Genomic DNA, 22283 nt, shown 5'->3' with positions numbered 1-22283 from the left:
CCTTCAATTATATAACCAGATTGCGCCGAAGCATGGCGGCAAGCAAAAACTGATATAATTATTGAAATTCCCAGCAGAAAGGAGCGGTATGCCGTGAACGTCTCGGAGGCAATAAGACAGAGGAGGTCCATAAACTTCTTCGACCCCCAAGGGGAGATACCCGAAGGGGTGCTAGAGGCGGTGCTGGAGGAGGCCAACCTCTCGCCCTCGTCATTCAACCTCCAGCCCTGGGAGGTGGTATTGGTAAGGGACCGGGAGAACAAGCGCAGGCTTCGGGAGTGCGCCTTCAACCAGCCCAAGGTGGAAGAGGCCTCGGCGGTGCTTATAGTGGCGGCAGACCCGATGGCGGTGGAGAACCACATAGACCCGGTGCTGGAGAGCATGGTGCGCCTGGGCTACATGAAGGAAGAGGACGCGGCGAAGATGAGGCCCATGCCGTTCAAGCTATACGGGGAGCCGGACTCCGAAAGGCGCAGGCTCTTCGCCATGAAGAACGCCTCGCTCTTCGCCATGAGCGTGATGATCTCCGCCATGGGGCACGGGCTTTGCACCCACCCCATGGACGGGTTCGACGAGGCCAAGGTGAAGGAGGCCTTCGGCATACCGGACAGATTTGTGATACCCATGCTCATAGCGGTGGGCTACCTCAAGGAAGGGGTGACCCTGCTGCCCAGGGGAATGAGAAGACCCCTTGGGGAGTTCGTTCACCGGGAGAGTTTCTGAGTTCTCAGCGCCTAGGGCCCATTGAATGACGGTTCAGCTTAACCGGCGGCATGGCTAAAAAAGTCATGCCGCTGATATTTTTTTCTTAAGATTCAAAAACGATTTCCTTCTATTGACTCAACTCCCAAGGGAACTAAATATATACGAATCCCCCGCTGGGGAAACGAAAACTGGAAGGGAGTTGGTGTTTTTGTCCGACGCTGTAAACAAGAGGGAGGGGTTTTCCTCTGGCCTTGCGGTGTTCTTCGCCACGTTGGGGTCCGCGGTGGGCCTTGGGAACATATGGAAGTTCCCGTACCTCACCGGGGCTAACGGAGGCGGGGCGTTTCTGGTGATCTACTTCATATGCATAGCCCTGGTGGGCATACCGGTGATGGCCGGGGAGTTCATCATAGGCCGCCGGGGCAGGAGCAACGCGGTGGGGTCCTTCCGGAACGTTACGGGAAACCCAAGCACCCCATGGAGGTTCGTCGGGATCATGGGGGTTCTGTCGGCTTACCTCATAATGTTCTTCTACACCGACGTGGCGGGATGGGTCTACTTCTACTTCTTCAAGGCCGCCACGGGGCAGCTGGCGGGGATCACCAAGGACCAGGTGGAGCCCCTGTTCAAGAGCGTGGTGGGAGCCGGCGCGTCGGACATGAAGGGCGCCGTGTCCCCCCTGCTCTGGCAGTGGGTAGTGTTGGGGCTGGTGGGTACCGCCATATCCATGGGAGTGAGAAGCGGCATAGAGCGGATAACCAAGACCCTCATGCCACTTTTGTTCGTCCTCATAATAATGTGTGACATAAGGGCCCTCACCCTTCCGGGAGCCAAGGAGGGGGTTTCATTCCTCTTCAAGGTGGACTTCTCCAAGGTCACCGCCTCGGTGATCCTCTCCGCCCTGGGGCTTGCTTTCTTCAAGCTGTCCCTCGGGATGAGCACCATGATAACCTACGGATCCTACTTCACCCAGGACAACCGGATGCTCAACACCGCCGTGAGGGTGGCGGCCTCGGACACCCTGGTGTCCATGCTGGCGGGGCTTGCCATATTCCCCACGGTCTTCAGCTTCCACATGGAGCCCTCCGCAGGGCCGGGGCTGCTCTTCATGACCATACCGCTGGTGTTCAGCCAGATACCAATGGGAAGCCTGCTGCTGGCCTGCTTCTTCCTGCTCACCTGCTTCGCCGCCACCACCGCCATGCTGTCCATCATCGAGGTGCCCATAGCCTTCATGGTGGAGGAGCTGGGCTTAAAAAGGCCCAAGGCGGCGCTCCTCAACTGCCTTATCATAGCCCTGGTGGGGGCCACCGCCACCCTTTCGGCGGACAGCACCGGCTACTTAGGACACGTCAAGGTGCTGGGCAGGAGCTTCTTCGACCTATACGACCACCTGTCCAGCAACATACTCATGCCCATCGGAGGACTCCTTACCGCCCTCTTCGTGGGCTACTTCCTCAAACCCCAGGTGGTGGAGGAGGAACTGTCGAACAACGGAACCCTGCATAACCGGTTTCTCATAAGGTGCTACCTGTTCGTAATACGCTACATAACCCCAGCGCTGCTGCTTCTGGTCTTCCTCAACACCGCTGGAGTCATAAAACTTTAACTTAAATATGATTCCAAGGTCCCGATGAGATCGCCTCCGAAGGTCCGATAAACACCTAGGACCCTTCGGAGGTGATGCGGAATGGATCGCAAGGTTGATCCCCTAACGGGAGTCAATCCCGTGGAGCCCATCCGCCCCAAGAGAAATCCCAAGGGAGCGCCGGGCAAACTTAAACGCCGATGGGAGGACCTTTTGGAGGAAGAAGAGCGAAAGGGGAACCACGGCCACCGCCCACAGCGCCAAGAGGACGACGGCCCACCCCCTAGCCCCAAGACAGACCAGGAGAGTCCAGCGCCAACGTCCGGCGGGGACCCAAAGGAGGTGCTCAGGCAGGTGAAGGAAAGCCCACTGCCCTTCCTGGAGGCCCACAGGCCCAAGGAGCCAAAGGGCAAGGTGTTGAATTCAATAGGATAACTCACTTGACTTTTGGGTTACTGCGAGTTACCATGAACCCGACATCCAAGGGAGGTGTTGGGTTTGGCGCTCATAAGAAGGATACTCGGAATGGTCTACGTCATGAGCCTCAAGGGGGAAAGGCTTGAGATGCTCTTCGACGGGGATCGGGCTTCTTCCCTAAGGCGCAGCATGGTCACCGTACAGGACCTCATGAACCGGTGCTAAAAGGCGACGCGGAACGTTAACTCCATCCTCATACCGGAAGAGAAGCGGGCGGGGTTCTATCCCCGCCCGCCATGTTCTTTCACCTTTCCAGCGCCCCGGCTGCCACGCCAAAGGCCACCCCAATACCCCAAAAGGGGGCCATTAAAGCTCCATGCCCGCCCTTAGGGCCTTGACGTTAAGCTCCAGGAACCTGGGGGGCACCACCTCCGCCAGGACCTCCTCCCAGTTTATGGAGTCAAGCCCCATGGCCTTTATGAGCGCCCCAAGGAGCACCACGTTCTGGGCCTTCACGTTTCCGAGGTCCTGGGCCACCTTTCCGGCGTCGAATATCTTGACGTCCTTAACCTTCCGGCGGAACATGCCGTTCAGGTCCTCGGGGTACCTGGCCTGCCCCAAAAGGACCGGCACCGGGTATATCTCGTAGTCGTTCACCACCAGCGCCCCGCCGTCCTTAAGATACGTAAGCCACCTGGCGGCCTCAAGCTTCTCAAAGGCCACCAGTATGTCCGCCTCACCCTCGGATATGACCGGAGAGTACACCTTGGAGCCGTAGCGGACGTGGGTGGTGACGCTGCCGCCCCGCTGGGACATGCCGTGGATCTCCGACATCTTAACGTCGTACCCCATCCGCATGAGGCCCTCGGAGAGGACCTTGGAGGCCAGTATGGTACCCTGCCCGCCCACGCCGACCAGGAGAATGCTCTTGGTGGAGTTACTACTCATTGACCTCGCCCTCCCTCGAGATGGCCCCCTTGGGGCATAGCTGCATGCAAAGGCCGCACCCGTTGCACTGGGCCACGTCTATGGTTATGATCCCGTCCTTCATGGCTATGGCGGGGCATCCGGGCCTCAAACAGGACTTGCACTTGACGCACTTGGACTGGTCCACCACGCAGTGCACCCCCGCCCGGGCCCTCTGCACGTCCTTTACGAGGGCGCATGGACGGCGGGTTATTATCACGAAGGGCTCCTCAGAGGCCTCCGCCGCCTTCACCGCCCCCTCGCAGGCCTTGTAGTCGTAGGGGTCCACCACCACCAGGTTCTCCCTCTTCACCCCGCAGGCCACGCACAGGGCCTCTATGTCCAAGGACACGGTCTCCTCCCCCATCAAGGTGCGGCCGGTGCCCGGGTTCTCCTGATGCCCCGTCATGGCGGTTATCCGGTTGTCCACTATCACCAGCGCCAGGGGCACCTTGTTGTACACCGAGTCTATGAGCCCCGTGATGCCCGAGTGGAAGAAGGTGGAGTCCCCGATGACCCCGAACACCTTGCCCTTCCGCCCAGCCAGCTGCTGCACCTTCTGGAACCCAACCCCCGCCGAGACCGAAGCCCCCATGCATATCACCGTGTCCCCCACGTTGAGGGGCTCCATGGCCCCAAGGGTGTAGCAGCCTATGTCGCTGGTCACCACCTTGTCCTTCACCCGGCTCATGGCGTAGAAGATGCCCCGGTGGGGACAGCCGGCGCAAAGCACCGGCGGGCGTCCCGGTATCTCGCAGTCCGGGGCGGTAACAGCCGGGGGCTCGGAGGACACGAAGGCCCGGCGCACCACCGCTGGGGACAGCTCGTCCACGGAGGGCAAAAGCTCCCTCCCCACGCACTGGATCCCAAGCTGCTTAACGAAGCCCTCTATGTAGGGCTCGTTCTCCTCCACCACGTATATCCTATCCACGCACTTGGCGAAGGCCCTTATCATCTCGTCCGGCAGGGGATAGGAGAAACCTATCTTAAGGTAGCTGGCCCTTTCGCCGAAGACCTCCCTCGCGTGCTGATAGCCTATGCCGCTGGCTATCACCCCAACCTCCCGGTGGGTCCCCCACTCTATGCGGTTGTATGGACAGCGGTTGGAGAAGTCCCGCAAGGCCTTTAGCCGCTCCTCCACCACGTAGTGCCTGGCCTTGGCGGAGGAGGGGGCCATCAACGTCTTCCTTATGTCCCGCTGGTACTCCCTTATGGGCCGCTCCTCCCTATCCGCAAGCTCCACAACCCCCTTGCTGTGACACACCCGGGTGGTGACCCGGAAGAGAACCGGGGTGTCAAACCGCTCGGATATCTCGAAGGCGGCCTTTATGAAGTCCTTGCACTCCTGGCTGTCCGATGGCTCCAGCATGGGCACCTTGGCGTGGGGGGCGTACCATCGGTTGTCCTGCTCGTTCTGGGAGCTGAAAAGCCCCGGGTCGTCGGCGGAGATGAGCACCAAACCGCCGTTCACCCCTATGTAGGCCATGGTGAAGAACGGATCCGCCGCCACGTTCACCCCAACGTGCTTCATGGCCGCCAGGGCCCTGGCCCCTCCCAGGGACGCACCGCTGGCCACCTCCAGGGCCACCTTCTCGTTTGGAGACCACTCGGAGTAGACATCCTTGTACTGGGACAGGTTCTCCAGTATCTCCGTGCTGGGGGTCCCAGGATACGCGGCCGCCACGTGAAGCCCCGCCTCCCAGGCCCCCCGGGCTATGGCCTCGTTCCCCGTCAGTATCGCCTTTTTGGCCAAGACCTTCCCCTCCTTCTGTCTTTTTGTTCCTTCCTCAGCCTAAGCCCCCAAGCATAGGGGCATGAAACCTAGAGACTTCCGCTTCCCTGGGACACCAGACAGGCCAGGGCTATGGAGTAAAGCTTCCCCCTTGCGGTCTCGGACCGGGAGGTCAGCACTATGGGGGACGCGGCCCCAAGGACAAGCCCCGCCATCTGGGCATTGGCGTAGTAGATGAGGCTCTTCCCCGCCACGTTGCCCGCCTCTATGTTGGGCATGAGGAACAGGTCCACCTGGCCGGTTATCTTGCTGTCTATGCCCTTGTGCCTTGCGGCCTCAGGGGACACCGCCACGTCCAAGGCTATGGGCCCCTCCACCACGCAGTCCCCAAAGGCCCCGGACTTCCACTCCTCCACCAGCGCCGCGGCGTCCACCGTGGCCTGCATCTTGGGGTTCACCTGCTCGTTCGCCGCCAGGAGCGCCACGTTGGGCCGCTGGTACCCAAGGGCCCTCAAGGCCCCAAGGGCGTTCCGAAGTATCCCCCTCTTGGCCTCCAGGTCGGGGGCTATGTTTATACCCCCGTCGGAGTGGAACACCAGCCTCTCCTCGCCTGGTATCTGGAACACCGACAGGTGGCTTATGAGGTTTCCGGTCCTAAGGCCCTTATCGGGGTTTAAAACCCCCCGCATGAAGTCGCTGGTGTTTACAAGCCCCTTCATCAGCACCTGGGCCCTGCGGTTTCTTACCGCATCCGAGGCGGTCAGCGCCGCGGACACAGGGTCCGGATCCGGGATGACCTCAAAGTCCTTGAGCCCCACCTCCTCCGCCAGCGGCGCTATGCGCTCCGGGTCCCCCACCAAGAGGGCGTCGCAAAGCCCCATCCCCTTGGCCATGGCCACGCACTCCAAAACCTCCCGGTCCTCCGCCGCCGCCACCGCCAATGTCACCGGACTGCCCTCGGACACCCTCTTAAGCACCTCGTCGTAGCTTCGAAGCATGAGCCTACCCCCCAGTCATGTGAGATGCCGCAAATAAGCCAATAACCCAAATAACACAAAAGTTCTGCACCGCACCACAAACCCAAGATTAATACCCCAAGGGGCCCTTGTCCAGGCCTGACATCTGGCGGCTGGATAAAAAAACAGCTTTTTCTGGTCATCCTTTATCGCTTTTATGTTTTTATTCTTTTTGAAGCTATATATTAGAAGCGCACTCCGGGAACCCGTTTTCCGCACCCTCAACGGTTGTGGCATGGCGGTTCAACGGTTAAAATTGGTAACGGCTTCATGGAAGCCCATCCCAGCGAAGAGGAGGAGCGAAAATGGCCAAGGCTGTAGTGGACAAGGATACCTGCGTGGGTTGCGAAGCTTGCGTGGGCGTGTGCCCCACCTCCGCCATCTCCATGGTGGACGGCAAGGCGGAGGTCAACCCCGACAGCTGCGTGGAGTGCGGCGCCTGCGTGGCCACCTGCCCGGTGAGCGCCATCTCCCAGTAGGTCGGTAAGCACCGCCGCGGGGGACCCCAAGGGGTCTCCCGTCTTTTTTTAATTTTTAATCCCTTGCGCTTTATCCCGCTAAATCGGGGCAACCCTTCGGCTGCCTTCCAAACCGCCCCACTTGGCGCTGCGCCGGTTAAGATCCCCAACCCCCTGCTATAAAAAGCTACGAGCCACGGGAAAGGTAATCCCCCCGCCTAAAGGGCTCAAAGGAGCGGCGGGGGTGCGGCAAACCCATAAAAATCGACCGGGGCACCCAGCGCAAAATCATTAGTAAAATGTTATAATTTGGAATAAAAATTGGAGGTGGTGCCCATGCCGAATTGGGGAAGCAAGTTCAGCCGCGCGTTGTTGGCGTTAGGGGTCATCCTCACCCTGGTCCCGGCCGCCCAGGCCAAGACCCGGGTGGCGGTGCTGAGCTTTCAGGACAACTCCGGCGCCGGAGCCCCCGCGGGGGCCATAGCGGACATGATGACCACGGAGCTCTTCAACACCGGCCTCTTCTCGGTGGTGGAGCGTTCAAGGCTCGACCAGGTGGCGGCGGAGCAGCGCATGTCCGCCCAAGGGCTCATGGACCCCACCGCGGCGGTGCAGATGGGCAAGATGCTCGGGGCGGACTACCTAATAACCGGCTCCGTGACCCAGTATAAGTACGAGGCCTCCGGCGGCGTGATACCCCTCCCCTTTGCAGGGTTCAGCGGGGTGGCGGTGGGCTCCGAGACCGCCTACGTTACCTTGGACGTGAGGCTCATCAACGCCGCCACCGGGGAGATAGTCCTAACCGCCAAATCCGAGGGGGCGGCCAACCAAACCCAGGGGGGGCTGGCCTACGACTCCGCGGTGTTCGGCACCGGCAAGGCGGGAGGCCTCCTGGGGCAGGCCACTTACAAGGCGGTAACCAAGGTGGTGGACCAGATAAAGGCCAAGGCGGGCTCCGCCATCAAGGTCAAGCCCTACAACGTGCTCTCCGAGATGGCCAAGGTGGTCACCATAGACGCTGGGATGAACAACGGTGGTGTGCAGCCGGGGCAGATCTTCATGGTCTACGCCGAGGGAAGCCCGGTGCTGGGACTTAAGGGGGAGATATTGGACGTGGAGAAGATACCCCTGGGGCTCATCCAGATAACCGAGGTGAACCCCAGCTACTCCAAGGGCAACCTCATAAAGGGCGTCGACGTCCGCCGAGGCGACAAGGTCATACCCTACTGGGGGGACGTGGAGAGCTTCAAGATCGGCATAAGGTAGGCTACGACATCTTACCCGCAAGGGGGTGTTCCGATTGAAAGCTTTGAAATCCTTCGGCATCGCGGCCCTGGCTTGCCTCTTTGGCGCGTCCTTGGCCTTCGGAGCCATGCTGCCCCAGCACAAGCGCATAGCGGTGGTGATATTCGAGGAGGCCAGCGGGCTTTTCCGGGAGAACCTGGCGGTGGACACCTCCTCCACGGTGATAACAAAGGCCCTCATAGAGAACGGTTACCCGGTGGTGAACGCCGCCCAGGTGGAAAGGATAAAACGGGATAAGCGTTCGGAGCTTCTCATGACCGGCAACGCGAAGGCCATAAGGGAGCTGGGGAAGGTCTACGACGTTAGGATATTCCTGGTGGGGAAGGCCACCTTGGCCGAGGCGGTGAAGAACGACTTCGGCACGTACACCGCCACCGCCACGGTGACCCTTCAGGGCTACTCAACCCAGGACGGCAAGTACCTGCTGAGCGAGATGAGCAGCTCCAAGCAGCTGGGTGGAACCCCTGACGAGGCCTCCCAGAAGGCGGTGGAGGCGGCGGCCCAGGACCTGGCAAGAAAGCTGATCTCCGGCCAAGGACAGACCATCCACGGTTCAAAGGCTCCGTCAGCATACCACAAGGTGGTGGTGCAGCTGATGAACGTGAGCGACTTCCAGGCGGTTAACGCCGTGTTGGAGTCCATCCAGAAGCACCCCGCCACGTCCGAGGCGGCGGTGACCTCCTACGGGGGCGGCAGGGCCTCCATATCCGTAAGCTTCGGCGGCGCCTTGGGGGATCTCGCCTCCGCCGTAAAGGCCGTACCGGGGATAAAGTCCGCGGCCTCCCAGGGAGGGGTGGTGGTGGCCACCTTCCAGTGAAAGAACCACGTCTCAAGAATGGGACTTCGAATCCAGGGGGCCCCGCGGGGCCCCCTGGATTTTTAGGCAGCAACCGGCACGTCAAAGCCCCTAAGCCCTCATGAGACTTGGAAAGACCTCCTCTTGACCGTAAGCAGCCAGTGCAGGGAAGCGGTAACCGCCACCGCCACAAGGGCCACCTTGAACCCCGCCCCCTTTGGATAGACCAACACCACGCCGGACAGCAGGAACAACACCCTCTCCCACCAGGTCATATCGGAAAGGCCGGTGCCTATGAAGGCGCAGGAAAGGAACAGTATGCCCATGGCGGCCACGGCGAACACCTCCAGGAAATTAAGCCAGGAGAACTCCACCAGCAGGAGCACCGGGTTGTACACGAAGAAGAAGGGGAGTATGAGCCCCGAGGAGGCAAGGAAGAGCCCCATGAGGGCCACCTTGGAAGGGCGCCCCCCCGAAAGTCCCGCGGCGGTGAAACTCGTGAGGGCCACGGGCGGCACAACCCCCGATAGGGTGCCGTAGTAGAAGGCGAAGAAGTGGGCCGCCAATGGGGGAACCCCCATCCCCTGAAGGGCCGGGGCGGCGATGGTGGCCACCACTATGTAGCAGGCGGTGGAGGGAAGCCCCATCCCAAGCACTATGGACGCTATCATGCAAAGCAAAAGCGACGCCCAAAGCATCCCGCCGGAGAGGTGCATTATGTTCATGGCTATGACCTGCCCAAGACCGGTCATGCCAACGGCCCCGACGATAAAACCCACTATGGCGCAGGACACCGCCACGGAGGCGGAGCTCTTGGCCCCATCCTCCAGGGCCCCCAAGGCGTCCTTAAGGCTCATCCTGGTGGTGGGCCTTAAAGAGGAGACCACTATTATGGCCACAAGCCCCGCCATGGCGGAGAAAAGTGGGGTGTAACCGGCCACCAACATGTACATTATGAAGGCCAAGGGTATCATCATGTGGCCCCTCTCCTTCATGGTCTTGGAAAGGGGCGGCACCTCGTCCTCGGGCAGCCCCTTCATCCCCTGGCGTTTGGCCTTGAGGTCCACCATGAACATTATGCCAAGGAAGTACAGTATGGCGGGGGCAAAACCGGCCACCATTATCTTGACGTAGGGTATCCCCAGGAAGGAGCTCATTATGAAGGCCGATGCCCCCATTATGGGGGGCATGAGAATGCCGCCGGTGCTGGCGGAGGCCTCCACCGCTCCCGCGAAGTAGTCCGGGTAACCTATCTTCTTCATAAGCGGTATGGTGAAAGCTCCGGTGGTGGCCACGTTGGCCTGGGCGCTGCCGGAGATGGTGCCCATAAGGGCGGAGGCTATGACGGACACCTTAGCGGGTCCGCCCCGGTACCTCCCCGCCAGGGCCATGGCAAGGTCGTTGAAGAACTCGCTGGTCCTGGTGGCGGCAAGGAACGACCCGAAGAGGATGAACATGAAGACGTAGGTGGCTGAAACCGTGAGGGTGGTGCCGTATATGCCCTCGTCGGTGAAGACCATCCTGACCAGTATCCTCTCCCAGTTGAACCCCCGGTGGGCGAAAAGCCCCGGGAAATAGGGCCCGAAACGGGTGTAACCCAGGAAGAACAGGCTGAGCAGCGTCAAAGGGATCCCCACGGACCTCCTGCTGGCCTCGGTTAAAACCACCATTATCGCCGCGGCCATCCAAAGATCCATGCCGGAGGGTTCCATGTTGAGCGCCAGGAGATGGTCATACCTCATGATCATGTAACCCGCGGAGAACAGGGAGAATGCCGCCATGACAAGATCCGGCCCAGAGGGCCTCTTCATGGGAGACGAAGGCAGTGCGGGACAGAGGATGAACGTGAGGGCCATAAGGGTCCCCAGGTGTATGGCGTTCATCTTTATGGTCATCATGACCCCCACGGTGTTCATCCAACAGTGAACCAGCGATATGGCCACCGCGAAAAGGGCCGTCCATTTGGCGAGGGGCCCATCAAAGCTCCTCAACGGGAGGCTTTCAAAGGGAGATAAAAGCTTGGCCAGCTTAATCAAAATGGATTACCTCCGTTTCCTGTAAAAAGACCGAATATCTTAAAGGTCCGGGGGACATCCCCCGGACCTTCTTAAACCTCCGGTGCGAACAAATCATCAGGGAAGGAGCTTCGGAGGAACCTTTATCCCCCTGTCCATGAAGAACTTCACGGCTCCGGGGTGCAGGGGAGCTCCGAAAAGGCCGTCCAACGGCTTTTCGTAGTCTATCTTGGTGAAGGCGGCGTGCTCCTTCTGCATCTTGTCCTTGTTGTCGTAGATGACCTTCAGCATGTCGTAGACCACCTGGTCCGGCACGCTCTTGTCAACTATGAGGGCGGACTTCACCCCCGCCAACATCAGGGGCTTGTCCTGCTTGGGGTAGGTGTTCGCCGGGACCACAACCCTGTAGTAGAAGGGGGCCTCCTTGCGTAGCTTCTGCATGTCGTCGTCGGAGAACTCCAGGAACTTCACCTTGGTCCTGCTGGCCAGGAGCTCCGCCACCGCCCCGGTTGGGATCCCCGCCTCGGCGTTAAACCCGTCAATCTGTCCGTTCTGGAGCGCCTGGGAGGCCTCGGTGTAGCCCACCCTCTCGGGCACTATGTCGCTGAACTCAAGCCCCCCAAGGGCCTTGAGCAACACCCGGCTTGAGAACTCGGTGCCGGAAGCGGCGGGACCCACCGCTATCTTCTTGCCCTTCATGTCCTTCCAGGTGGATATCTTGGAGTCCGCCCTCACCACGAACTGGGTCACGTCGGGCCAAAGCCCCATCACGTACCTCACGTTCTCGATGCGCTTGCCCTCGTAGCGCACCGTCCCGGTGTAGGCGAAGCCCGTGAGGTTTGACATGGCTATGGCCATCTCGGCCTCCTTCTTCCTCAGCATCTCCAGGTTCTCCGCGGTGCCGCCGCTGCTCTGGGCGGACCACTTGTACCCCTTGGCGCCCAAGGCCTGGTTAAAGTGGTTGGCCAGTATGGTTCCCACCGGGTAGTATGTTCCGCCGGTGCTGCCGGTCACTATGGTGATGAACTTCCCCGCCCCGAATGATTGGGACGGAACCCACAATCCCAGCAACAAAGAAACGACCAAAGCCAAAGACCTGTACCTCATGATGAAAACCCTCCTTTCACGTATTCGAGCTTCACCGCAACCTATGCAGAATATAATGCACAAGCCAACCGATATAGTCAAACCCCCTCCGTTTATTCACCATATAAACCGCAAAAATAAAGCGGAGGGCGATGCCCTCCGCTTGTCAACCTTTAATTCAGCGCCTGAAGCTTGGCCAGGTGAACACAGGATCCCGGCTAAAGGCCGAAGGCACCTCAGTTCCTCCGGGCCAGCTGCTCTATGGATATGCTCCTGGTGTGCTCGGTCTTCACCCAAACCCCCTGGTGTTTCGCCAGGAACGCCGCCTTGAACAGTATGGGTATCCAAGTAAGGCCGAACAGGAAGTAGCCGAACACGTCCTTGACGTAGCTCAAGCAGAGCCGGCGCCGGTGCATGGAGGGCCCCACCAGGGCCACGAAGAAGCAGTGGCCCAGTATCATGGCCACCGGCAGCCCCACGAAGGCCAGCCACTCCAGGGGGGACGTGGGGGCCTTGCTCTCAAGGGTGGGAAAGAGGATGGCGTTGTTCACCACCGTGTATACCATGCCGGCGAACATGGCGATCAGGGATATGCAGGCCTTGGCGGGGGCCAAGAGGTAGAGGAACAGATCCAGGTACTGGACCCTACGGGTCCTCATGAACATCCTGAGGGCCTCCATGCCGTACCTCCAGCAAACCCAGTAGTGCCCCTGCATCCATCGGGTCCTCTGACGGACCGATATCCGGTAGTCCAGGGGCTTCTCGTCGTAGACCACCGCGTGCTCGTTCCAGTGGACCCGGCTGCCGGAGAGGATGAGGCGGGTGGACATCTCAAGGTCCTCGGTGAGGCTCTCCAGGTTCCAACCTATGCGGCGCAAGGTGGAGGACCTTATCACAAGGCCGGTGCCCCCCAGGGTGCAGGAAAGCCCCCAGTTGGACCGGGCCAGCTGCCAGAACCGGTTGGTGTACCAGTACGCCAAGGCGTAGGCCTTGGTGAGCCAGTTGTCGTCCGGGTTCTTGACGTCAAGAACCCCCTGCACCGCCTCCGCCTCCGGGTGGGCCTCCATGTAGTCGTTCATGCGGCTTAAAAAGTCCCCCGCCGCCAGGTTGTCCGCGTCGAACATCACCAGGGCGTCCACCTCGTCCATGGGGATCTGGGTCAGGGCCCAACGGACGTTCCAGGTCTTGCCGCTCTTGGTGGTGTCGTGCCTTATGAGCGCCGTGGCCCCGTAGGACTCCGCCACCTGGGCGGTGTCGTCGCTGCAGTTGTCGCAGGACACGAAGACCCGGTAGCAGCCCTTGGGGTAGTCCTGGGCGTTAAGGCTCTCCAAAAGGGGGCCTATCACCCTGGCCTCGTTGTGGGCGGGGATCAAAACCGCAAACCTCCTGTATCGAGAGGCCTTGGGAGGCTCCTTTGGGGTCCACCACCCTCTAAAGCTGACTATAAACTGATACACCCCGTCGGCTATCAGCAGGCCGAACAGCAGGTAAAGGCAGCACTGAACCAGCCACCACCCCCACCATATGGCAAAGTACATCATCTCCTCACCGCTCATGGGTCACACGCCCTCCGTTCCGTAGACCTGACAATAAGTTCCCCACACCGGGGATAAGTCTCTCAATCTCCCTCTCCGCACTTGAACCCTAAGGGGACGAAGTATTTTACACCTAAGGAAGCTGTTGGCAAACCCTCTCCACCATGTCATGTTCGAGCAGAAGGTCCGAGAACTTCAAAAGCTCCGAGGCCTCCTGGGCCACGTCGCGGTAGGCGTTGAAGTCCACCACCTCTCCGGTCCTCAAGCTGACCGCACTGCCCGCGGCGGGGTCCACAAGCACGCTGCCCCTTATGAAGGAGCCGTTGCGGAAGACCACGTTGCCCACCTTGGCGGACAGGAGGTCCTGACCGAAGGGAAGCGGCATCTCCACCCCCATTATGGACGCCACGGTGGGGGCTATGTCCATGTGTCCCGTGGACATCTCCACAACCTGAGCCCCCTTTCCACGGGGAAGCCGTATCATGAGGGGCACCGTCTGGACGGACTTCCAGCGGAACGACTCCCCCATGTCCTCCCCCAGGAAGGCCCCAAGCTCGTCCTTGTTGGCGCTGGGGATGGCCACATGGTCCCCGTAAAGCACCACCACCGATCGGTCCAGGATTCCACGGGATTTGAGGTCCCTTAGGAACATGCCTATCTGGGCGTCGGCGTAGTGGATGGCCTGCAGATAGTCCCCCAAAAGGGTTCCCTCCATCGCCTGGTCCAGCTTAAGGGTCCTGGGTATGCCCTCGAAGGAGTACGGGTAGTGGCTGGTAAGGGTCACCAGGAAGGCGTAAAAGGGCCCCTTCTCCCGGGCCAAGATCCCTGAGGCCTGGGCGAAGAAGCTCCTATCCGAAAGCCCCAGCCCTATGGCCTCGTCGAACCGCATCTTCTCCCGGCTGATGTACCGCTCAAAGCCCAGGGCCGGGTACATCCGATGCCTGTTCCAGAAGGAGGCCCTGTCGCCGTGCAGCGCCAGCGTGGAGTAGCCGTTGCGCTTCAGGGCCTTGGGCAGGGACTCGAACCCGTTGGAGTAAAACCGGGTGTAGGCCACCCCCTTGGAGGCGGGGAACATGGAGGTCTGGGACATGAACTCCGCGTCGGCGCTGTTGCCCAGGCTGGTTTGGTTGTAAGCGTTGGGGAAGTAAAGGCTCTCCCGGGAAAGACGGTTTAGGTTGGGGGTTATCTCCTGCCCCCCCACGGACCTGCCGATCACAAAACCCTGAAGGGCCTCCACCTGGATCATTATGAGGTTGAGCCCCCTGCCGGCACCGGCCAGGCCGCCCCTCTTATCCGACGCCTTGGAATCCACCCGCTTCAGGGCCCAGTCCACAAGGGCCTCCTCTTCCTCCGCCGCCACCGCCTTGGAGGAGAAAAGGTCCGACGACGCGTTGATGAGGTCCGCCAGGTGATACCCCACGGGACCTAAGCTCATCATCACCGCCGGCCTGTCCCACATGGCCTTTATGTAACCCGGCACCCGGAGCTTGGCGATTCCGCTCTGGAAGAGGAATGGCACAAAGCCCAAAAGGCAGAGGGCGGCGAAGGCCCCCCTCACCTTTACGGGGACGTCCCGGCAGTCGGCAGAGGTCCTGCGCAGCCTGACCACCGCGGCCGCAAGCAGAAGCGGAAGGTCCAAAAGGTAGAGCCCGTCCTGGGGGGTTAAAAGGGCCCAAACGGAGTCGGATACGTCCCCCAGCTGGCCTGCGAAGACAAGGCTCCTCACGGTGAAAAGGTCCGAGTAGTAACGGAAGGACAGCAGGTCCGCAAGGCAGAGGGCGGAAACGCCGGCGCTTATGACGAACATGCCCAAAGGGCGGAACCGCCGGGGAAAGACAAGCGACAACCCCGCCAAGGGGAGCGCCCCGAACACGGTGGGCCAGAGGACCTGTGGATACCGGTACGAACCCGCCACCACCCCGCCGCACACCGCAAGGAGCTTGAGAACCAACGCGGCCCAGACGTAAAGACACCAGACGAGATCCCTCCTCATCTCAAGGGACCTTACAAAGCCACCCCGATGAAACAACCCACCGAAGAAACCCATTACTCCCATTCCTCCAAAAAGCTTGCCTTGAAGTCAGAATCCGATAGATTATACACCCCTAAACCGGCAAGGCAAGCCATGGCGCAAACCGCCAAACCCATCGAAGAACGGGCCTCCCCAGGGGACCCAGCAAGACCGATCGGCGGCAAGACAACACCAACGGCCTTGTGACCAGGGCGAATTGGACCCAAAATTACAAACAATATGTATCCCGAATTTTTGTTTTATCTTTGACAGTTTATCCCGGTAAATAGTTTTTATATTCCAATCATATAGACGGCGTGGGGTGTAATATTTAAAATACCCCCAACAAGGGGGTGGTCTCCTTGATCAACCCAAGCGGAAGGGCCGAACGTCTGCTTTGACAAGGCATCCCTCCATCGGCTCCGGCGGAGCCCTGGGGGCACTCCTTCCCTCCCTGGCGGGACATTACGGGACGAACAACACCGGTGGAACCCGCCAACTATCCAACCAGGGAAGGGAGGACGTTGCTTTGGATATCTTAGAACTCGTAAAAGCGGTAAACGGGGTGCTGTGGGGGTACCTCCTTATATTTCTCCTGTGCGGAACCGGCATCTTCTACACCCTAAGGCTCCGCTTCGTTCAAATAAGGCTCTTCGGAAGGGCCTTCAGAAAGGCCTTCGGGGAGCTCAACCTGTTCGGCAAGAGGGCCGACAAGGACGGTATGTCCTCCTTCCAGGCCCTTGCCACCGCGGTGGCCGCCCAGGTGGGCACCGGCAACCTGGCGGGAGCCGCCACCGCCATCGCCATGGGAGGCCCCGGCGCCATCTTCTGGATGTACCTGGCGGCCTTCTTCGGCATGGCCACCAACCTGGGGGAAGCGGTGTTAGGACAGATCTACAAGACCGAAGACGACCTGGGACAGGTCACCGGCGGCCCCGCCTACTACATAAGCCGGGGCCTTAACATGCCCTCCATGGCGGCCTTCTTCTCCATCTCCATCATCGTGGCCCTGGGCTTCATAGGCAACATGGTGCAGTCAAACTCCATAGCCGACGCCTTCCACACCGCCTTCCAAGTGCCGCCCCTGTGGGTAGGCATAGGGGTGGGGGCCGTGGGGGCCTTCGTGTTCATAGGCGGCATCGGCCGGATAGCCTCGGTAACCGAGAAGATGGTGCCCGTCATGGCGGGCATATACCTGCTGGGAAGCCTTTACATCATAGCCACCCACCTGGGGGCGCTGCCGGGCGCCGTAAAGTCCATCCTGGTGGGGGCCTTCAACCCCGCCGCCGCCACCGGAGGCCTCATAGGGGCCACCATAAGGGAAGCCGCCCGGTACGGCATAGCCCGGGGGCTCTTCTCCAACGAGGCTGGCATGGGCTCCACACCCCACGCCCACGCGGTGGCCAAGGTAAACCACCCGGTGGAACAGGGCCTCATGGGAATAGTGGGGGTCTTCATAGACACCTTCGTGGTGCTAAACATGACCGCCTTCGTCATCCTCTGCACCGGCGTCCTGAACGGCAAGACCACCGGCATAGCCCTCACCCAAAAGGCCTTCACATCCGCCCTTGGAAGCATCGGAAACCCCTTCGTGGCGGTGTGCCTATTCTTCTTCGCCTTCTCCACCATAGTTGGCTGGTACTTCTTCGGGGAGGCAAACGTACGGTACCTCTTCGGCTCAAAGGGGCTGCCAGTCTACAAGGCGGCGGTGGTGGCCTTCATTGTCCTTGGCTCCACGCTGAAGGTGGACCTGGTCTGGGAACTGGCGGACACCTTCAACGGGCTCATGGTGTTCCCCAACCTGCTGGCCCTCATAATGCTCTGCCCCGTGGTGATAAAGGCGCTAAGGGAGTTCGAATCACGGGAGAGCTAAGCTGCGGGAACGGCCAAAGGCCCCCTAAAATAAAAACCACCGTCCCGGGGGACAAGCCCCCGGGACGCCTTTCAACGTTTTTTGGTATTTCGACATGCCTACCCCTCAGCCCACGGGCCGCCAGACGCCTAAAACCATGGGCCCACCGGCTCCATCAAAGCCCCCTCACCTCTCCACCGGGTCCTTCCTGCCGGAGAAGTCCCAGAAGAAGGCCTCCCACTGGGCAAGGCGGAATACCTCGAAGCTCGGGTTGTCCGGGGTCTTGTACATGTCCCTAAGGGTCTCGTTGCCCTCCAGTATCCTTGCCTTCTGCTCAAGGCCCGGGAAGAACTCCGCCCTTCCCCTGATCCGCAGCGTCACCGACCAGTCGGGGGAGCAGAAGGCCACCTCGCAGCGGGGGTCCTCCTTGAGCTGCCCGAAGACCTCCTTGTCGTTGGAAAGGCAGAACAATGGGCACCCCTGGTCCTCAAACTGGAACATGAAGGGCCTCACCCTGGGCCCTTCGGTTGAAAGGGTGGCAAGAAATCCAAAGGGGTTCTTGCTCAGGAAATCGTACATATCCTTCTTGGAAGCCAAAGCCATCCACCTCCTATGTTTAATGGGCTACATATCTATACCCCAACGAAGCACACCCTTCAAGATGGAGGTATAATCGCCTATCGAGGTGATAGCATGAAACTCAAAGCCCCGCACATCCTAGCCCTGGCAGCCGTCCTCCTGGGAGCCCTGTGGCCTGCCACCCCCGGCATGGCGGCCCTCCCGGAAGTGCCCTTCGGGGCCTTCAAAGGCTTTAACGTGATATACATACAGATGGAGTCCATCCAACAGTTTCTCATCGGCACAAAAGTAGAGGGCAGGGAGATCACGCCGGAACTCAATCGGCTGGCCCAACGGGGGATACAGTTCACCCGCTGCTACCCACAAACGGGGATGGGGAACACCTCCGACGGGGAACTATTGGCCATGTGTTCCCTCCTTCCCTTAAAGGACCAGGGGGCCTTCAACCTCCTTCGATCCCCCATCCCGTCCCTCCCAAACCAACTCAAGGCCATGGGCTACCACACCTACGCCTTCCACGGCAACTACCCGTCGGTGTGGAACCGCAGAAGGGTCTACCCCATGATAGGCATAGAAAGGTACTACCACCGGGGAAAGCTGGTAAACGACGAAATCGTGGGCCTTGGCATATCGGACATGAGCCTGGTGCGGCAGACCGGGCACGTGATGTTCAAGCGCGGGCGCTTGAAGGAGCCCTTCTTCGCCCTTGTTATGACGTTGTCCAGCCACCATCCCTACAAGGTCCCGGGATGGGACTTCGACCCCGGCCCCTTCAGGGGCACGGTTTTTGGAGACTACCTCACAAGCACCAACTACGCGGACCGGGCGGTGGGGGACTTCATAAGGGCCCTGGAGGGATCACCCCTGGCCCGGAGGACGCTGGTGGTTATCTACGGGGACCACAGGGCCCCGGGGCTTGAGATGTCCAAGGTCAACGAGTTCCTCCAGATGAACGGCATGGACCCCGTGACGGTAGACCCCTGGAGCCAACGGGACTTCTCCAGGGTGCCCTTCATCATGCTGGTCCCCAAGGGGGACGGGACCTACGAAACCGGAGCCTCCCACGTCCCCTGCGGCCAATGGGACATATCCCCCACGGTGGCGCGCCTTATGGGCTTCAGGATGCCCCAGGGGCTTGGGAGCGACCTCCTGGGGGAGCACCGGGGCCTTGTGGTGTTCCCCCAGGAGGAGATCATATACAAGGATTACTGGAGCGCCTTCAATGGCAAGACGGTGGTGGACACCGCCCTCAAGGCCCCGGTGATGCCCATGGTTCTAAACCCCCAGTGGGAGGAGGCCCGAAGGGCCAAGGATGCCAGCCTCCGGGTGCTTGGGATAAAAACCCCCCGCTGAGCCCCACGGTAAAACCACCTAAAGGCTTATCTCCTCCCCCAGCCCCTCCTCAAGGGCCCGCTGGAGGACCCTGTTGGCGCACACCACGTCCAGGGCGCCGAAGCCCACGCTCTTCATCACCGTTATCTGGAAGTTGCCGGTCCGGCCCTCGGCGGTGCCGAGCACCAGCTCCCCAAGCTCTCCGGCTATCCGCTCAGGTCCGAACAGCCCCTCGCCGATGGGGATGAGTATGTCCCCCGCCTCCTCCAACGCCCCCTTAAGGTAGTCCACGTAGACCAGGTCCGCCCGTTCCATGGTCTTAGAATCCAGCTCCCGGGAGGTGGGGGTGTAGGCCCCTATGGCGTTCACGTGGGCCCCCATGGACAGCATGGCCCCGGGGAAGACCGGCTTGCTGGATGTGGTGGCGGTGGTTATTACCATGGCGTCCGCCACCGCGTCCTCCGGGGAATCCGCCACCAAAAGGCGGCACCCCCTGGACTCCGCCAGCTTGGACGCGGCGTTTACGAACCTCTGGGCCCTCTCCCTGTCCTGGTCGTACACGTTCACCCTTTCAAGGGGTCTTGCGGTTAACATGCCCTCCAGCTGGGTCATCCCCTGTCCGCCGGTGCCGAACAAAGCCCCCACCGCCGCGTCCTTCCGGGCCAGCAGGTCGGTGGCGCAGCAGGTGACCGCACCGGTCCTTATCCGGGTGAGCTCCGTTCCGTCCATCAAGGCCTCCACCTCACCGGTCTGAGGGGACAAGAGGACCATCATGGCGCTGACGGAGGGCTTGTCCAATGACGCGTTGCCCGGAAAAACCGATACCACCTTGATTCCCGCCGCCTCGGTCACGTCCTTCACCGAGGCGGGCATGAACAGCACGTCCCCAAGCTCAAGGGACAGCCTCTCCCTCACCGGCACCTGAGCCCTGTCGGCGGACCAGGCCGCCAGCGCACGCCTCACCGCCTTGGCCGCCTCACCCATGGGAAGCAGCCTCCTTACCTCCTCAGCCCTTATAAGCCTCATCTTCCCCACCTCCTCCGAAGCTCCTCCGATGCCTTGGCAAACCGCAAAAAACCAGCGCTTACCTCCCTAAAAAACCCCTGATCCGCAAGGGAAGGCTCCTTCTCCACCGCCGCCATCAAAGCCCTGAGCCTCTCCGCCCCTATGCCGGCGCAGAGCCCCTTGATGCCGTGGGCGCACCGAGACACCTCCTTGAGATCCCCCCTGCCCACACCATCCCTCAAGGCCGTAAGGCGCCGGGGAAACTCGTCCTGGAACATCTCCAGCATGGTCAACATGGCCTCCACGTCCCCGCTCAGCCTCTCCCAAAGACCCTCAACGTCAAAATCGGGAAGGCAATCACCAGCTCCCGTCATATCCACCATGCCTGGAACCTCCTGTGATCGGCCCGGTGAAGCCTGAACAGCCAGTTGCCCGCGGCCGATGAGGGGGTGTTCATCCGATGCCCGCCGTCAAGACAGAGCAGATCCTGAACGGGTATGACCCTCCACCTCGAAGGAGAGCACAGCACAAGCCTTACCATGGCCTCCACCGCCCCCTCGGGGTCCAACGGACGACCCGCAAGGCGCCTTAAAGCCCTCCTCTCCTCCGAAGAAGCCTTTATCCACCACCCAAGGGACGTGTCGTTGTCGTGGGTGCCGGTATAGGCCACCCCCAAGGCCTCGTGGTTCCATGGAAGGTGCGGGTTGTCCTCCCCGCCCGAAAAGGCGAACTGCAGCACCCTCATGCCCGGCATCCCATACCTCAGGCGAAGGGACGTCACGTCGTCGGTTATCACCCCGAGGTCCTCCGCCACCAATGGCAGCGGACATCCACGGCCCTCAATGCGAGGGGTGAAGCCGAACCTCTCCAGGATGGCATCGAAGAAACCGTTTCCCGGCCCCTCCCTCCAGCGGCCCTTCACCGCCGTGTCCTCTCCGGACGGTATGGCCCAGTAGCCCGCAAACCCCCTGAAGTGGTCGATCCTCACCACATCGAACACCTGAAGGGAGGTTTTAAGCCTCATGAACCACCACTGGTACCGGTCCTCCTTCATCACATCCCATCGATAAAGGGGATTCCCCCACCGCTGGCCGGTCTCGCTGAAGTAATCCGGCGGCACCCCCGCCACCTCTACGGGGTTCCCCTCCCCGTCCAGCTCGAAGATCTCCGGGAAGGCCCAGGGATCCATGCCGTCGTGGGCCACGTATATTGGAAGGTCCCCCATCAGGGTCACACCCTTCGAGGAACAGAACTCCCGGGAAGCCCGCACCTGGCGGAAGGCGAGGAACTGCTCGAACTTGAAGAACTCGCCCCTATCCATAAGCTCCACGTCCGCCTTGGCCGAGGCTCCCTCAAAGCTCCGAGCCCACAGGGGCCAGCGGGTCCAAGAGTCCCCCCGGAAGCGCTCCTTCAAGGCCATGAAGAGCCCCCACCGGTGTATCCAAAAGGAGTTTTCCTCAAGAAACCCCTGGTAGTCCTCCAAGAGATGGGACGAAGCGCCCCCCTTAAAAAGCCGGAACGCCTCCTCCGCCGCCGCCCGCCTTGACCTGAAGGCCCCCATGAGGTCCGCCCTCCAGGGGGTCTCAAGGGAAACCCGAAGGGACCCCGCCAGCTCGGGGCCTATCAGCCCTTGGTCCACCAGGTCCTCTATGGAGATTAGGGCAGGGTTCAGGGGGAAGGCCCCGTAGGACGCGTAGGGGCTGAACCCCATGGCGGGGTTCGGGTAGTTGAGGGGCAGCATCTGCCAAAGGGTCCACCCCCCTTCCGCCATGATCTCCCCCATCCTCCTGGCGGAAGGCCCTAAATCCCCCGCCCCGTAGGGCCCCTCAAGGGAGGTGAAGTGCAGAAGCACCCCCCTCTTCCTTTGAAGGAACATGGACATCCC

At 60.8% G+C, this 22283-nt stretch carries 20 protein-coding genes; 9 read left to right on the top strand and 11 right to left on the bottom strand.

Annotation, left to right across the window (positions count from 1 at the left end; all coding sequences use genetic code 11):
- Positions 1-93 precede the first annotated feature (93 nt).
- From N2315_03450 to N2315_03435, 4 genes are all read left to right on the top strand, one after another.
- Complete coding sequence (locus N2315_03450; protein MCX7828246.1) at positions 94-723, top strand: nitroreductase family protein; 630 nt, start codon at positions 94-96, stop codon at positions 721-723.
- Positions 724-913: 190 nt separating this feature from the next.
- Complete coding sequence (locus N2315_03445) at positions 914-2314, top strand: sodium-dependent transporter (GenBank protein MCX7828245.1); 1401 nt, start codon at positions 914-916, stop codon at positions 2312-2314.
- Positions 2315-2395: 81 nt separating this feature from the next.
- A complete protein-coding gene (locus N2315_03440; GenBank protein ID MCX7828244.1) occupies positions 2396-2728 on the top strand; it encodes a hypothetical protein in 333 nt (110 codons plus the stop codon).
- 63 nt (positions 2729-2791) lie between these two features.
- A complete protein-coding gene (locus N2315_03435; GenBank protein MCX7828243.1) occupies positions 2792-2935 on the top strand; it encodes a hypothetical protein in 144 nt (47 codons plus the stop codon).
- Positions 2936-3076: 141 nt separating this feature from the next.
- Here the strand turns inward: N2315_03435 and N2315_03430 are convergent, their stop codons facing one another.
- From N2315_03430 to N2315_03420, 3 genes are all read right to left on the bottom strand, one after another.
- Positions 3077-3658 (bottom strand): indolepyruvate oxidoreductase subunit beta, encoded by a 582-nt coding sequence (locus N2315_03430; GenBank protein MCX7828242.1) that lies wholly within the window; start codon positions 3656-3658, stop codon positions 3077-3079.
- Entirely contained in the window at positions 3651-5429 is a 1779-nt protein-coding gene (gene iorA / locus N2315_03425) for an indolepyruvate ferredoxin oxidoreductase subunit alpha (protein MCX7828241.1), read from the bottom strand. The genes N2315_03430 and iorA overlap by 8 nt, the downstream gene beginning before the upstream one ends.
- 68 nt (positions 5430-5497) lie before the next feature.
- On the bottom strand, positions 5498-6406 hold the full coding sequence (locus N2315_03420) for a bifunctional enoyl-CoA hydratase/phosphate acetyltransferase (protein ID MCX7828240.1): 909 nt from the start codon (positions 6404-6406) through the stop codon (positions 5498-5500).
- 323 nt (positions 6407-6729) lie between these two features.
- Here N2315_03420 and N2315_03415 point away from each other — a divergent pair, with 323 nt between their 5' ends.
- The 3 genes from N2315_03415 (at position 6730) to N2315_03405 (ending at position 9004) form a co-directional block, all read left to right on the top strand.
- Positions 6730-6903, top strand: a complete 174-nt coding sequence (locus N2315_03415; GenBank protein ID MCX7828239.1) for a 4Fe-4S binding protein — start codon at positions 6730-6732, stop codon at positions 6901-6903.
- A gap of 315 nt (positions 6904-7218) precedes the next feature.
- Positions 7219-8148, top strand: a complete 930-nt coding sequence (locus tag N2315_03410; protein MCX7828238.1) for a CsgG/HfaB family protein — start codon at positions 7219-7221, stop codon at positions 8146-8148.
- A 34-nt stretch (positions 8149-8182) separates the two neighbouring features.
- Positions 8183-9004: a hypothetical protein gene (locus tag N2315_03405; protein ID MCX7828237.1), complete on the top strand. Its 822-nt coding sequence runs from the start codon at positions 8183-8185 to the stop codon at positions 9002-9004.
- A 98-nt stretch (positions 9005-9102) separates the two neighbouring features.
- Here N2315_03405 and N2315_03400 read toward each other — a convergent pair whose 3' ends face one another.
- The 4 genes from N2315_03400 to N2315_03385 all read right to left on the bottom strand — a co-directional run bounded on the left by N2315_03400 (position 9103) and on the right by N2315_03385 (position 15666).
- Positions 9103-11019, bottom strand: coding sequence for a TRAP transporter permease (locus N2315_03400; GenBank protein ID MCX7828236.1), 1917 nt, complete (start codon positions 11017-11019; stop codon positions 9103-9105).
- Between the two features lie 96 nt (positions 11020-11115).
- Positions 11116-12105, bottom strand: a complete 990-nt coding sequence (locus N2315_03395) for a TAXI family TRAP transporter solute-binding subunit (protein ID MCX7828235.1) — start codon at positions 12103-12105, stop codon at positions 11116-11118.
- Between the two features lie 215 nt (positions 12106-12320).
- Complete coding sequence (locus N2315_03390; GenBank protein ID MCX7828234.1) at positions 12321-13640, bottom strand: glycosyltransferase; 1320 nt, start codon at positions 13638-13640, stop codon at positions 12321-12323.
- Between the two features lie 112 nt (positions 13641-13752).
- A complete protein-coding gene (locus N2315_03385; protein ID MCX7828233.1) occupies positions 13753-15666 on the bottom strand; it encodes an LTA synthase family protein in 1914 nt (637 codons plus the stop codon).
- A gap of 361 nt (positions 15667-16027) precedes the next feature.
- Here N2315_03385 and N2315_03380 point away from each other — a divergent pair, with 361 nt between their 5' ends.
- On the top strand, positions 16028-17503 hold the full coding sequence (locus tag N2315_03380) for a sodium:alanine symporter family protein (GenBank protein ID MCX7828232.1): 1476 nt from the start codon (positions 16028-16030) through the stop codon (positions 17501-17503).
- Positions 17504-17668: 165 nt separating this feature from the next.
- On the opposite strand, the gene N2315_03375 is transcribed toward N2315_03380, so the two are convergent.
- The gene (locus N2315_03375; GenBank protein ID MCX7828231.1) at positions 17669-18079 is read right to left on the bottom strand and encodes a pyridoxamine 5'-phosphate oxidase family protein; all 411 of its coding nucleotides are present in this window, start codon (positions 18077-18079) and stop codon (positions 17669-17671) included.
- Between the two features lie 96 nt (positions 18080-18175).
- Here N2315_03375 and N2315_03370 point away from each other — a divergent pair, with 96 nt between their 5' ends.
- Complete coding sequence (locus N2315_03370; GenBank protein MCX7828230.1) at positions 18176-19414, top strand: LTA synthase family protein; 1239 nt, start codon at positions 18176-18178, stop codon at positions 19412-19414.
- A gap of 18 nt (positions 19415-19432) precedes the next feature.
- On the opposite strand, the gene N2315_03365 is transcribed toward N2315_03370, so the two are convergent.
- From N2315_03365 to malQ, 3 genes are read right to left on the bottom strand one after another with little or no spacing between them, the layout of a single operon-like run.
- Positions 19433-20419 (bottom strand): hypothetical protein, encoded by a 987-nt coding sequence (locus N2315_03365; GenBank protein MCX7828229.1) that lies wholly within the window; start codon positions 20417-20419, stop codon positions 19433-19435.
- A complete protein-coding gene (locus N2315_03360; GenBank protein ID MCX7828228.1) occupies positions 20416-20781 on the bottom strand; it encodes an Hpt domain-containing protein in 366 nt (121 codons plus the stop codon). The genes N2315_03365 and N2315_03360 overlap by 4 nt, the downstream gene beginning before the upstream one ends.
- A complete protein-coding gene (gene malQ, locus N2315_03355) occupies positions 20769-22274 on the bottom strand; it encodes a 4-alpha-glucanotransferase (protein MCX7828227.1) in 1506 nt (501 codons plus the stop codon). The genes N2315_03360 and malQ overlap by 13 nt, the downstream gene beginning before the upstream one ends.
- Positions 22275-22283 lie beyond the last annotated feature (9 nt).

The sequence above is a fragment of the Thermanaerothrix sp. genome (assembly GCA_026417795.1).
Classification (GTDB): domain Bacteria; phylum Synergistota; class Synergistia; order Synergistales; family Synergistaceae; genus Thermanaerovibrio.
Note: the sequence above shows the minus strand (reverse complement) of the source record. Positions and strands in the feature narration are given on the sequence as shown.

What these genes read in the sequence shown, in the direction of transcription:
- N2315_03440 (MCX7828244.1), top strand. Translation starts at nt 2,396, where the DNA reads ATGGATCGCAAGGTTGATCCCCTAACGGGAGTCAATCCCGTGGAGCCC.
- N2315_03430 (MCX7828242.1), bottom strand. Translation starts at nt 3,658, where the DNA reads ATGAGTAGTAACTCCACCAAGAGCATTCTCCTGGTCGGCGTGGGCGGG.
- N2315_03420 (MCX7828240.1), bottom strand. Translation starts at nt 6,406, where the DNA reads ATGCTTCGAAGCTACGACGAGGTGCTTAAGAGGGTGTCCGAGGGCAGT.
- N2315_03415 (MCX7828239.1), top strand. Translation starts at nt 6,730, where the DNA reads ATGGCCAAGGCTGTAGTGGACAAGGATACCTGCGTGGGTTGCGAAGCT.
- N2315_03410 (MCX7828238.1), top strand. Translation starts at nt 7,219, where the DNA reads ATGCCGAATTGGGGAAGCAAGTTCAGCCGCGCGTTGTTGGCGTTAGGG.
- N2315_03395 (MCX7828235.1), bottom strand. Translation starts at nt 12,105, where the DNA reads ATGAGGTACAGGTCTTTGGCTTTGGTCGTTTCTTTGTTGCTGGGATTG.
- N2315_03390 (MCX7828234.1), bottom strand. Translation starts at nt 13,640, where the DNA reads ATGAGCGGTGAGGAGATGATGTACTTTGCCATATGGTGGGGGTGGTGG.
- N2315_03385 (MCX7828233.1), bottom strand. Translation starts at nt 15,666, where the DNA reads ATGGGTTTCTTCGGTGGGTTGTTTCATCGGGGTGGCTTTGTAAGGTCC.
- N2315_03370 (MCX7828230.1), top strand. Translation starts at nt 18,176, where the DNA reads ATGAAACTCAAAGCCCCGCACATCCTAGCCCTGGCAGCCGTCCTCCTG.
- N2315_03365 (MCX7828229.1), bottom strand. Translation starts at nt 20,419, where the DNA reads ATGAGGCTTATAAGGGCTGAGGAGGTAAGGAGGCTGCTTCCCATGGGT.
- N2315_03360 (MCX7828228.1), bottom strand. Translation starts at nt 20,781, where the DNA reads ATGGTGGATATGACGGGAGCTGGTGATTGCCTTCCCGATTTTGACGTT.
- malQ (MCX7828227.1), bottom strand. Translation starts at nt 22,274, where the DNA reads ATGTTCCTTCAAAGGAAGAGGGGGGTGCTTCTGCACTTCACCTCCCTT.